This window comes from Bacillus sp. BD59S (assembly GCF_007363175.1).
In the GTDB taxonomy this organism is placed as follows: Bacteria; Bacillota; Bacilli; order Bacillales; family Bacillaceae_G; genus Bacillus_A; species Bacillus_A pacificus.
Genome location: NZ_CP034686.1, coordinates 4,793,803 through 4,806,410, shown reverse-complemented (window position 1 = coordinate 4,806,410; position 12,608 = coordinate 4,793,803). Strand labels below are relative to the sequence as shown.

The 12,608-nt window shown below is 36.8% G+C and carries 11 protein-coding genes; 9 read left to right on the top strand and 2 right to left on the bottom strand.

Annotated elements, in window-relative coordinates:
* Nucleotides 1-24: 24 nt before the first annotated feature.
* Both EKQ63_RS27455 and EKQ63_RS27450 read right to left on the bottom strand, forming a co-directional pair.
* Complete coding sequence (locus EKQ63_RS27455) at nt 25-1,158, bottom strand: LCP family protein (RefSeq protein WP_087955108.1); 1,134 nt, start codon at nt 1,156-1,158, stop codon at nt 25-27.
* 74 nt (nt 1,159-1,232) lie between these two features.
* Nucleotides 1,233-1,868 (bottom strand): YigZ family protein, encoded by a 636-nt coding sequence (locus EKQ63_RS27450; protein ID WP_000926682.1) that lies wholly within the window; start codon nt 1,866-1,868, stop codon nt 1,233-1,235.
* A 239-nt stretch (nt 1,869-2,107) separates the two neighbouring features.
* Here EKQ63_RS27450 and EKQ63_RS27445 point away from each other — a divergent pair, with 239 nt between their 5' ends.
* From EKQ63_RS27445 to prfB, 9 genes are all read left to right on the top strand, one after another.
* Nucleotides 2,108-2,950: a DegV family protein gene (locus tag EKQ63_RS27445; protein WP_000844764.1), complete on the top strand. Its 843-nt coding sequence runs from the start codon at nt 2,108-2,110 to the stop codon at nt 2,948-2,950.
* A 173-nt stretch (nt 2,951-3,123) separates the two neighbouring features.
* Nucleotides 3,124-3,438: a winged helix-turn-helix transcriptional regulator gene (locus tag EKQ63_RS27440; protein WP_000400857.1), complete on the top strand. Its 315-nt coding sequence runs from the start codon at nt 3,124-3,126 to the stop codon at nt 3,436-3,438.
* Between the two features lie 146 nt (nt 3,439-3,584).
* Nucleotides 3,585-5,000 (top strand): C40 family peptidase, encoded by a 1,416-nt coding sequence (locus EKQ63_RS27435; RefSeq protein ID WP_140421129.1) that lies wholly within the window; start codon nt 3,585-3,587, stop codon nt 4,998-5,000.
* 126 nt (nt 5,001-5,126) lie between these two features.
* Nucleotides 5,127-6,476: an ATP-dependent helicase ComFA gene (comFA, locus tag EKQ63_RS27430; RefSeq protein WP_087955107.1), complete on the top strand. Its 1,350-nt coding sequence runs from the start codon at nt 5,127-5,129 to the stop codon at nt 6,474-6,476.
* Nucleotides 6,476-7,180, top strand: coding sequence for a ComF family protein (locus tag EKQ63_RS27425; protein ID WP_087955106.1), 705 nt, complete (start codon nt 6,476-6,478; stop codon nt 7,178-7,180). Before comFA ends, EKQ63_RS27425 begins: the two co-directional genes overlap by 1 nt.
* Before the next feature lie 126 nt (nt 7,181-7,306).
* The gene (gene cspC, locus EKQ63_RS27420) at nt 7,307-7,504 is read left to right on the top strand and encodes a cold shock protein CspC (RefSeq protein ID WP_001162041.1); all 198 of its coding nucleotides are present in this window, start codon (nt 7,307-7,309) and stop codon (nt 7,502-7,504) included.
* Nucleotides 7,505-7,824: 320 nt separating this feature from the next.
* Entirely contained in the window at nt 7,825-8,367 is a 543-nt protein-coding gene (gene hpf / locus EKQ63_RS27415) for a ribosome hibernation-promoting factor, HPF/YfiA family (RefSeq protein WP_087955105.1), read from the top strand.
* Between the two features lie 276 nt (nt 8,368-8,643).
* The gene (gene secA / locus EKQ63_RS27410; RefSeq protein ID WP_143881670.1) at nt 8,644-11,151 is read left to right on the top strand and encodes a preprotein translocase subunit SecA; all 2,508 of its coding nucleotides are present in this window, start codon (nt 8,644-8,646) and stop codon (nt 11,149-11,151) included.
* A 144-nt stretch (nt 11,152-11,295) separates the two neighbouring features.
* Nucleotides 11,296-12,394 (top strand): peptide chain release factor 2 gene (gene prfB / locus EKQ63_RS27405; RefSeq protein ID WP_096334510.1). Its coding sequence is split into 2 segments (ribosomal slippage): nt 11,296-11,367 and nt 11,369-12,394, totalling 1,098 coding nucleotides; the frame shifts between segments, so codons are not numbered across the junction.
* Nucleotides 12,395-12,608: the final 214 nt, after the last annotated feature.

Sequence of the window (12,608 nt, the reverse complement as noted above, 5' to 3'; positions counted from 1 at the left end):
CAAATCGCATGCGATTTGGCTGTTTTATTGCTGATTTCTCATAATCCACTCTGCATGAGCATTCGTAGAAGGAGGGGGATCAGTTGGTGTTTTGTTCTGATTATGATTCGTTTCTTTCTTCGCTTTCTCGTTAGAGTTAGAATTTGAAGAAGGAGTGGATTCGGTTTTTGTTGTTGAATTTTCTTGCGTGGTTACCTTTTCTCCTAGTTCTTTTTTAATTTCGTTACGTACTGCCTCAACACCGTTTGGATCCGGAAGGAAGTAATAAATACCACTTATTTTTTTGTCTTCTCCTTCAAGTTTGAGTGTTTGTATTGTAGAAGGATCAAACCCAGAAAGTTTCTTGTAAAGAGCAAGGCCATCAGAAATAGGAATGTCAGTTTTTATATATTTTCCAACGACTGCTGTTAAATCTTTAATTTTAAATACGGTAGAGGTGGAATTTAGTTTTTGAGCAACAGCAGCTAGTAATTGTCTTTGTCTAGCGGCACGACCATAGTCACCATTTGGATCTTGCTTTCGCATACGAACGTAAGCGAGTGCCTCTTCACCATTTAATTCTTGTTGTCCTTGCTTAAATTGGATTTTTTTGTAGTAATCTACGTCTGAACGCTCCCAAAAATCGAAGGGAACATCAACAGTAACACCGCCAACAGCATCAACAATACCTTTAAAGCCTTGGAAATCAATTTTAACATAATGGTCTACAGGTACTTTTAGGAAACCTTCGACAGTTTTGATTGCCATTTCTTCTCCGCCGTAAGCATGCGCAGCGTTAATTTTGTCCTCTTTATTCTTTCCGACAATTGGAACGCGACTATCACGAGGAATACTCATAAGCGAAATCTTTTGCGTTTTCGGATTGACTGTCGCAAACATTAATGAATCTGTACGACCGTTTTGGCCGTCTGTTGCATAATCTTCTATACCCATAATAAGGAGTGTAAAAGGCTCCTTTGTAATTTCTACATCTTCGGTTCTCAAATCCGATTTTTCACGAGTAAAACCACTATACATCCCCATGAGAGAAGAGTAGGAATTTAATATATAAAGTCCTACACTACCAAATAAAAATAAGAAAATAAGGAAGTAGAAAAACTTTCTTCTTCGTTTCTTTTTTATTCTGCTATTTTGGAGATGATAATAACGTTCTTCCATATATAATCTCCTTAGTTCATTTGTAGGTAAGTAATTCACTACATTAATCTTTAAAGGCGATACAGTAGTTATTCTTAGATAACATCTTGCTCTAAGTACAACATATCTCCTTCTGTAATTGTACATTTCCCATTTGTTAATTCAATCATCCAATCCGTGAATGCTTGTTTTCCATCTTCTTCTACATACGTATCAAATGTGACATTTTCGAGGTAATGTATATCTTTAATGGCATATTTTGAATTACGTAATTCATTTTCAATTTTGCCAAGTAATGTGTAATCAATTTCGGTCTGCATAACGCGCATTAGCTTTCGCTCGACAACACCGACATGATTAATGCCTTCGCTTGTACATTTTCCATATGCGCGAATTAATCCACCAGCGCCCAGTTTGATGCCACCAAAATAGCGGGTAACGACAACGACGGTATCTTTTAAACCGCGTTTTTTTAGTACCTCTAACATAGGTACGCCAGCTGTACCACTAGGTTCACCATCATCATTTGCTTTTTGGATTTGATCTTGTTCGCCAATTAAATATGCAGAACAATTATGTGTTGCATTCCAGTTTTGTTTTTTGATTTTTTGTATGAATTCTTGAGCTTCTTCTTCGGTTGTAGCACGACTAACATAACAGATGAATCTTGATTTTTGAATAACAATTTCGTGTTCACCGTAGTCTTTTATTGTTAAATATTGTAATAACACTTGTATACGCCCCTATCCATCAAAATGACTAGTACTTTACATTTTAAAAGCGGGCGTTTTTATATTCAAACATTTTTTATAAATAAGCTGAAATTTTTGATGAGTATTTTACCTTTTTGTTGTAATTTGTCGAGATGATAAGTATAATTTCAAACCCGCATTTTCATGTATGGATGCACCATTTTTAGTTTTCGTGTAAAATTAGGAAATAAAAACTTTTTTATAAGGCAGGTACGAAAATGAAAACAGCTATTGTTACTGATAGTACAGCATATATACCGAAGCATATTCGTGATGAACTCAATATATATATGATTCCATTAAACGTTGTGTTTGGAACGGAATCTTATCAAGAAGAAGCTGAAATTTCAGCAGATGATTTTTATGTAAAGGTACGTGAGCAAGAAGAGCTTCCGAAAACTTCTCAACCAGCAATCGGAAAGTTTGTTGAGCTATATGAAGAATTATCTAAGGATTATGATGCAGTTATTAGCATTCATCTTTCAAGTGGGATTAGTGGTACATATCAAACGTCAACGACAGCTGGTCAAATGGTAGAGGGTATTGATGTATATACGTACGACTCTGAAATTAGTTGTGAAGTACAAGGATTCTACGTGCGTGAAGGTGCAAAGCTAGCAAGCGAAGGGAAGGATCCAAAAGAGATTATCGCCCGTTTTGATGAAATGAAGAAAACGATGGACGCTTATTTTGTAGTAGATGATTTACACCATTTACAACGTGGAGGCCGATTAAATAGTGCGCAAGCTTTCATCGGTAGTCTGTTACAAGTAAAGCCGGTTTTATATTTTAGAGACAAAATCATTATCCCGTTTGAAAAGATTCGTACGCGTAAAAAAGCGTTAAAACGTATCATTGAAATTTTTGATGAGCAAGCAAGTAAAGGCGTACCTATGGAAGCAGTTATCATTCATGCACAACGTGAAGAGGAAGCGAATGAATGGAAGGCAGAATTAGAAGCAAAATATCCTCATGTTACAATCCGCACAGGTTATTTCGGTGCTGTAATTGGAACGCATTTAGGTGAAGGTGCACTAGGTCTTGGATGGTATACGAAGTAATAAGGATATAAAAAGCTCTCTTTCGGAAGAGGGTTTTTTTACGGATATTTTACGTGAAGTTGACAAGTTAATATTTGGAAATGGTAAAATGTACGTAAAATAAAATAATGAGGAAAGTTTTATAACTTACTTTTTACAAGAAACTATATTATAATAGAAGAGAGGTGAAACATATGGAGCATAATTCTTGTTTATGTCCAAAGTTTGAGTCAGCTTTTACTTTGCTTAGTAAGAAATGGACTGGCTTAATTATTAAATCTTTGCTGGAAGAGTCAAAACGTTTTAGAGAAATCGCAGATATTATACCGAATATGAGCGATCGTATGTTATCAGAGCGTTTAAAGGAATTGGAAAGCGAAGGCATTGTAGTTCGTAATGTTTATCCAGAAGTACCAGTTCGAATCGAGTACGGCTTAACGGACAAGGGAAAAGCGTTAGAAAGTGTTATGGATGAAGTCCAAAATTGGGCTGAGAAATGGATGAAATAACGTTTTGATTTCATCCGTATTAGTATATTTAATAAAACGTAAGGGGAACCTTGCGTTTTTTTCTTTGCTTAAAAAAAATTTTAAAACTCTACACATATATACAAAAATATGCATATTTTGCGATAGAGTTACATATAATATTACATTTGTTTTACAAAAGCGTAACATTAGCAAAAAAAATCCCGAATTATGGTATAAATTTTATAGGTTATATACGGAAAAAGAAAAAAGAAAGCGGTGTAAAAAATAAAATGAAAAAGCTAAAAATGGCATCTTGCGCATTAGTTGCAGGATTAATGTTTTCAGGACTAACACCAAATGTATTTGCAGAAGATAAAATTTCTGACGTGAAATCACAAATTAATACACAAAATGACACTTTACATAAACAACAACAAGAACGTGATGCATTACAAAAACAAATGAATGACTTAAACAAAACAATTCAAGGTTTAGATAAGTCTGTTCAAGAGAATGCTGCAAAGCTTGATGAAACAACAAAAAAAGTTGCGGACACTGAGCAATTAATCGAAAAGAAAAATAAAGATATTGCAGAATTACAAACGAAAATTGCAAAACGTGAAGAGTTATTAAGAAAACGTTTAGTTGCACTTCAAGAGCAACCAAATACGAACGTTGTAACAGAAGTTCTTGTAAACTCTAAAAACGTTGCAGATTTAGTTGATCGTTTAACTTCTGTTTCTAAAATTCTTGAGTCTGACGAAGATATCATGAAAACACAACAAGAAGATCAAGCGAACGTGAAAAAAGATGTTGAAACGGTAAAAACAAAGCAAAAAGAATTAAAAGAAGCACAAGCTCAAATTGAAACTGCTAAGAAAGAACTTGACGCTGAAAAAGAGAAAAAAGCAGTGGCAGTAAACGATTTAAGCGGTAAAATGGATACAGTTGTAACTTCAATGACAAGTACGGAAAGTCAATTGAAAGATCTTGAAAAACAAGCATTACAATTACAACGTATTGCTGAACAAGAAGCGCAAGAAAAAGCTGCACAAGAAGCTGCTGCTCAAAAACAAGCAGAGCAAGCTGCTAAAGATGCGCAAGCTCAACCAGCACAAGCGGCACCTGCTCAGCCAGCAGCGCCAGCAAACAACGGTGGACAAGCTCAAAAAGAAGAACCTAAAAAGGAAGAGCCTAAAAAAGAAGCACCTAAAAAAGAAGATAAAAAACCAGAACCGACACCAGGCCCAGCTCCAGCTCCTGGCGTAATTGGTAAAGCACAACAATACTTAGGTTTACCATATGTTTGGGGAAGTGCATCTCCATCAAACGGTGGTTTTGACTGTAGTGGATTCATTTCTTACGTATTCGGTGTAGGTCGTCAAGACGTTGCAGGTTACTGGAATTCAGTTTCTAAAGTAAGTAGCCCACAACCTGGAGATTTAGTATTCTTCCAAGGTACTTATAAACCAGGTCCATCTCACATCGGTATTTACGTTGGTAATGGCCAAATGATTCATGCTGGTGACAAAGGGATTGCTTATTCTAGCTTAAGCAGTAGCTACAACCAAAAACATTTCTTAGGATACGGTAGATTCTAGGATTTATAATCAAATAAAACATGTGTATAAAGTCGATAGCTTACTATTTTATAAGTAGGTTATCGGCTTTTTTGAGTTTTTACGAGATTATGAGAAAGGTTTATAGTAGTGCTGGAGGTGACGTTAATGCTTGCTGGAAAACAGTTGCTATTAGAAGAACTCTCTTCAGATTTACGGAGAGAAATAAGTAATTTAAAAGAGAAGGGAGAGATCGTATGTGTGCAAGGTGTAATAAAAAAGGCTTCTAAATATATATGTCAGCGCTGTGGAAATATAGAGCAGCGACTATTTGCATCATTTTTATGTAAAAGGTGCGGTAAAGCATGCGCGTATTGCCGGAAGTGTATCACGATGGGGAGAGTTAGTGAATGTACTGTACTTGTTCGCGGGATCCATGAAAGAAACGGAGACAGGGAGCTAAATCCATTACAGTGGAATGGAACTTTATCGATTGGTCAGGAGTTGGCGGCGCAAGGGGTTATAGAAGCGATTAAGCAGAAAAAATCTTTTTTTATTTGGGCTGTGTGCGGGGCTGGAAAAACAGAAATGTTATTTTACGGTATAGAAGAGGCGCTTCAAAAAGGAGAAAGAGTTTGTATCGCAACGCCAAGGACGGACGTTGTACTGGAATTAGCGCCGAGATTACAAGAAGTGTTTCCAAGTATAACTGTAGCTGCTTTATACGGAGGGAGTGTAGATCATAAAAAAGATGCAGCGTTAGTCGTTGCAACGACTCACCAACTGTTACGTTACTATAGAGCGTTTCATGTGATGATTGTAGATGAGATTGATGCCTTCCCGTATCATGCGGATCAAATGTTACAGTATGCGGTGAGGCAAGCGATGAAAGAGAAAGCGGCGCGTATTTATTTAACAGCAACTCCTGATGAAAAGTGGAAGCGTAATTTCAGAAAGGGGAAACAAAAAGGTGTTATTGTGTCAGGACGATACCATCGTCACCCGTTACCAGTTCCTCTATTTAGCTGGTGCGGAAATTGGAAGAAAAGCCTTCATCATAAAAAAATTCCTCGCGTGTTACTACAATGGTTAAAAATGAACTTAAATAAAAAGTATCCTATTTTTTTATTTGTTCCTCATGTGCGATATGTAGAAGAAATGAGCCTGTTATTGAAAGGGTTGGATAATAGAATCGATGGTGTACATGCAGAAGATTCGATGAGAAAAGAAAAAGTAGCAGCGTTCAGAAAGGGAGAAATTCCGTTATTAGTTACAACGACAATTTTAGAAAGAGGAGTAACTGTGAAGAACTTACAAGTGGCGGTGCTAGGGGCAGAAGAAGAAATTTTTTCAGAGAGCGCGCTCGTACAAATTGCAGGCCGAGCGGGTCGTAGTTTTGAAGAGCCATATGGCGAGGTTGTGTATTTTCATTACGGTAAGACAGAGTCAATGGTACGTGCGAAAAAACACATTCAAAGTATGAACAAAAATGCGAAAGAACAAGGATTGATCGATTAATGCATTGTTTACTTTGTGATGAGTATATGGTGGAAACAGTTAGTTGGTACGCCTTCTTTGTAAAGTCCCATAAAAAATATGTATGTGATAGATGTGAGCAAAAACTTTCCTATATTATAGGAGGAATTTGCATGGATTGTGGTCGTCCTTTAGATGACTTACCTACTCGATATAAAGAAAATGACATTTGCATGGACTGTATAAGATGGAGGAATGAGGAAGGATATCGTCCTTTTAAAAATCGTTCGTTGTACGTGTACAATGATGACATGAAAGGTATACTAGCGCAGTTTAAGTTTCGAGGTGATGCGGAGTTAGTTCGTATTTTTTATCAATCTTTTCGGGAGTTATTTCAAAAGTATTTTACGGACGTTTCAACTGTTATTGCTGTTCCGCTTAGTAGGGAACGGGAATATGAACGAAGTTTTAATCAAGCAGAGTTATTAGCAGCTTGTTTGCCTGTCAAAAATTTTTATTCATCATTAAGAAGGAAGGAAACAGAAAAGCAAAGTAAGAAGTCGCGTAAAGAAAGGCTTTCAGGAAGGAATCCTTTTTATTTTCAAGGAGAAGAGATGTTTCATGGTCAACACATTTTACTCGTGGATGATGTATACACGACAGGAATTACAGTGAGACAAATTGGAAGTCTTTTATACGATAGAGGAGCAAGCGAAGTTTCTAGTTTGACGCTCTGTAGAAGTTGATCTGTAGCTGTCGAAAGAGATAATAAAAAGACGATAAGTCTTCTTTGACTTCGTAAGTTGTCATTCGTTATAGTGAAATTATGGGGCAAATGCCCTGATTTTTAGAGTGAAGGGAATGGAATGAACATGCAAGGAAGAGTAAAATGGTTCAATGCAGAAAAGGGATTTGGGTTTATTGAGCGTGAAGACGGTGATGATGTGTTTGTTCATTTTTCTGCTATTCAACAAGATGGATATAAGTCATTAGAAGAAGGGCAACAAGTTGAGTTTGATATTGTAGAGGGAGCACGTGGACCACAAGCAGCTAATGTTGTAAAATTGTAGGTATATTGTTTTTGGGAAGAGAAAGCTGCGTTTGTGGCAACGTTATATATATGGTAGAACCTCTTGTTTTTTGCAAGGGGTTTTTGTTATGAATGGAGTTGTCAAAAAGTTGTTTCTTTTCTGTAACGAATTGTCCACAGTTACATTCGTTATTCACGATGTTAATAGGATAAAATAAAGATAGAAACGATGCATCTTTTCATTTCAACAAAAAACGATAAAAAAATCGCAATTCCACTAATTTTTTTAAAAAAGTTAGAAGGAGTTTTTAAGCCGGTGTCGAAATTATAGTACATAGGCTTGAAAGGAGGAATTCATCTATGAAATTCAACATTCGTGGTGAAAATATTGAAGTAACTCCAGCATTAAAGGAATATGTAGAGAAAAAACTAAGTAAGTTAGAGCGTTATTTTGATACATTCCCAGAGATTAAAGTTAATTTAAAAGTATACTCTGACAAGCAACGTGTCGAGGTAACAATTCCATTTACTGATTTATTACTTCGTGCAGAAGAAACTAATAGCGATATGTACGCTGCTATCGATTTAGTAGTTGATAAACTTGAGCGACAAATTCGTAAACATAAAACAAAAGTAAATCGTAAGTTACGTGAGAAAGGTTCTATGAAAACGAACTTTATCCTTCCACAAGCAGTAGCTGTCCTGGATGAGGTAGAAGAGGATGAACTAGAGCTTGTACGTACAAAACGATTCGATTTAAAACCGATGGACGTTGAAGAAGCGATCCTACAAATGGATATGCTAGGACATAATTTCTTCGTCTTCACAAATGCTGATACAAATGAAACTAATGTTGTATATGGCCGTAAAGATGGGAAATATGGTTTAATCGAAACTAAATAATAATTCAAAAGCGCAGCCGAAATGGCTGCGCTTTTTTTGCTGAAAATAGATTCCTGAAAAAAAGTTTTCTTAATTTAGAACGAGACATTCGGCCGATTGTTGTCATAGTTATAAGACAAGTGTTACAATTATCATTAGGTATATACATTTTAGTTTTTTTAATTAGGAGAAAAATTGGCATAACATACATTTGATTTTTATAACGACTGATTGTAATAGAGAAAAAGAAAAAACAATCGGAAGTTTTATTTTAATAAAAAGAGGAGCGTATTTCCTATGATCGGTATTTTAAAAAAGGTGTTTGATGTAAATCAACGCCAAATTAAACGTATGCAGAAGACAGTTGAGCAAATTGATGCACTAGAGCCATCTATTAAGCCATTAACTGATGAACAATTAAAAGGGAAGACGCTTGAATTTAAAGAACGTCTAACAAAAGGTGAAACAGTAGATGATCTACTACCTGAAGCTTTTGCGGTTGTTCGTGAAGCTGCGACTCGTGTTCTTGGAATGCGTCCGTATGGTGTACAGTTAATGGGTGGTATTGCCTTACATGAAGGGAATATCTCTGAGATGAAAACGGGTGAAGGTAAAACGTTAACATCTACATTACCTGTATATTTAAATGCTTTAACAGGAAAAGGTGTTCACGTTGTTACAGTCAATGAATACTTAGCACAACGTGATGCGAGCGAAATGGGACAACTTCATGAGTTCCTAGGATTAACAGTAGGAATTAATTTAAACAGTATGTCACGCGAAGAGAAACAAGAGGCTTATGCTGCTGATATTACGTATAGCACAAATAATGAACTTGGATTCGATTACTTACGTGACAACATGGTTTTATATAAAGAGCAGTGCGTTCAACGCCCACTTCACTTTGCTATTATCGATGAAGTCGATTCTATTTTAGTCGATGAAGCGCGTACGCCACTTATTATTTCTGGACAAGCTCAAAAATCAACAGAGCTGTACATGTTTGCAAATGCATTCGTTCGTACGTTAGAAAATGAAAAAGATTATTCATTTGATGTGAAGACGAAAAATGTAATGTTAACAGAAGATGGTATTACGAAAGCGGAGAAAGCTTTCCATATTGAAAACTTATTTGATTTAAAACATGTAGCGCTTCTTCACCATATTAATCAGGCACTTCGTGCGCACGTTGTTATGCATCGTGATACAGATTATGTTGTACAAGAAGGCGAAATCGTAATTGTAGACCAATTTACTGGTCGTCTTATGAAAGGTCGTCGTTATAGCGAAGGGTTACACCAAGCTATCGAGGCAAAAGAAGGCGTAGAAATTCAAAATGAAAGTATGACGCTTGCGACAATTACATTCCAGAACTACTTCCGTATGTACGAAAAGTTATCTGGTATGACTGGTACAGCGAAAACAGAGGAAGAGGAATTCCGTAACATTTACAATATGAACGTTATCGTAATTCCAACAAACAAACCGATTATTCGTGATGACCGTGCAGATTTAATCTTCAAATCAATGGAAGGTAAATTTAATGCTGTTGTTGAGGATATTGTAAATCGTCATAAACAAGGGCAACCTGTTCTTGTCGGTACAGTTGCGATTGAAACGTCAGAGCTTATTTCAAAAATGTTAACGCGTAAAGGTGTACGTCATAACATCTTAAATGCGAAAAACCATGCGCGTGAAGCGGATATCATTGCAGAAGCTGGTATGAAAGGTGCTGTAACAATTGCGACGAACATGGCGGGTCGTGGTACGGATATTAAGCTTGGAGACGATATTAAAAACATTGGTTTAGCAGTTATCGGTACAGAGCGTCACGAAAGTCGTCGTATTGATAATCAGTTACGTGGTCGTGCTGGTCGTCAAGGGGACCCAGGTGTTACGCAGTTCTACTTATCAATGGAAGATGAACTAATGCGCCGCTTCGGTTCTGATAATATGAAAGCGATGATGGATCGCCTTGGTATGGATGATTCTCAGCCAATCGAAAGTAAAATGGTTTCTCGTGCAGTAGAATCTGCGCAAAAACGAGTAGAAGGAAATAACTATGATGCACGTAAGCAGTTACTACAATACGATGATGTGCTTCGTCAGCAACGTGAAGTTATTTACAAACAGCGTCAAGAGGTAATGGAGTCTGAGAACTTACGCGGTATTATTGAAGGTATGATGAAATCTACAGTAGAGCGTGCGGTTGCACTTCATACACAAGAGGAAATTGAAGAAGATTGGAACATTAAAGGTCTTGTTGACTACTTAAATACAAACCTTCTGCAAGAAGGAGATGTGAAAGAAGAAGAATTACGTCGCCTTGCTCCAGAGGAAATGAGCGAGCCAATTATCGCGAAATTAATAGAGCGTTACAATGACAAAGAAAAGCTTATGCCAGAAGAGCAAATGCGTGAGTTCGAAAAAGTTGTTGTATTCCGTGTTGTAGATACGAAATGGACAGAGCATATCGATGCGATGGATCACCTTCGTGAAGGTATTCATTTACGTGCTTACGGTCAAATTGATCCACTTCGTGAATATCAAATGGAAGGATTCGCAATGTTCGAATCAATGATTGCTTCTATTGAAGAGGAAATTTCTCGTTACATTATGAAAGCTGAGATTGAACAAAACTTAGAGCGTCAAGAAGTTGTTCAAGGTGAAGCTGTTCACCCATCTAGCGATGGCGAAGAGGTGAAGAAAAAACCAGTTGTAAAAGGTGACCAAGTGGGCCGCAACGATTTATGTAAATGTGGTAGTGGTAAAAAATATAAAAACTGCTGTGGTATTGGGAAGTAATATAGGACGGTAGCCCAGGTTGCTTTGCAAACTTTTACATCAAAAATGTATAATTAAGAAGGATTAAACTCTCTCCGTCATAAGTGGAGAGAGTTTCCCTTGTTTTCATACGAAAGTAACAGCAATTACATAGAGGTGAAGGAAATGGAATTAGTAGAAATTAGACAGGAATTAGAGAAAATGGCTAAGAGATTAGCGGCTTTTAGGGGGTCTCTTTGACCTCCCTACTAAGGAGAAACAAATTGCAGAATTAGAAGAGAAAATGATGGGCGCAGGATTTTGGGATGACCAACAAGGCGCACAAGCTGTCATTAACGAAGCAAATGCGTTAAAAGATATGGTTGGGAGTTTCCGTCAGTTAGATGAGACATTCGAAAATTTAGAAATAACGCATGAACTTTTAAAAGAAGAGTATGATGAAGATTTACATGAAGAGCTTGAATCAGAAGTAAAAGGCTTAATTCAAGAAATGAATGAGTATGAGCTTCAGTTACTATTAAGTGATCCTTATGATAAAAATAACGCCATTTTAGAATTACACCCAGGTGCAGGTGGAACAGAGTCACAAGACTGGGGTTCTATGTTATTACGTATGTACACACGTTGGGCTGAAAAACGTGGATTTAAAGTAGAAACTGTTGACTACTTACCAGGTGATGAAGCTGGTATTAAGAGCGTTACTTTATTAATTAAAGGTCATAACGCTTACGGTTACTTAAAAGCTGAGAAAGGTGTACATCGTCTTGTACGTATTTCACCATTCGATTCTTCAGGCCGTCGTCATACATCGTTCGTATCTTGTGAAGTTGTACCTGAATTCAATGATGAAGTTGAAATTGAAATACGTACAGAAGACTTGAAAATTGATACGTATCGTGCAAGTGGAGCGGGTGGACAGCACGTTAATACGACAGATTCAGCAGTTCGTATTACGCATACACCGACAAATACGGTTGTAACGTGTCAGTCAGAGCGTTCTCAAATTAAAAACCGTGAGCATGCGATGAAAATGTTAAAAGCGAAATTATATCAAAAGAAATTAGAAGAGCAACAAGCGGAGTTAGATGAAATTCGCGGAGAACAAAAAGAAATCGGATGGGGTAGCCAAATCCGTTCTTACGTATTCCACCCATATTCTCTTGTGAAAGACCACCGTACAAATACAGAAGTCGGTAACGTGCAAGCCGTTATGGATGGAGAAATTGATCCGTTTATTGATGCTTACTTACGTTCTCGCATCTAATAAGCTAAGTGAAAAAAAGCCAACAAAATTGTTGGCGCACGTTGAGGATATAGAGGACATAAAGAGTGCTATTTTATTTATATGGATGAAGTACAGAGGAAGAGAAGTTGGAAACGACAACTTCTCTTTTTGATGGGATTATATGTAGCATACAATGTTGTATATTGTTTTGTAAAAAGTAGAAAATAGTAAAACAGATTGGCAATAGAGTAAG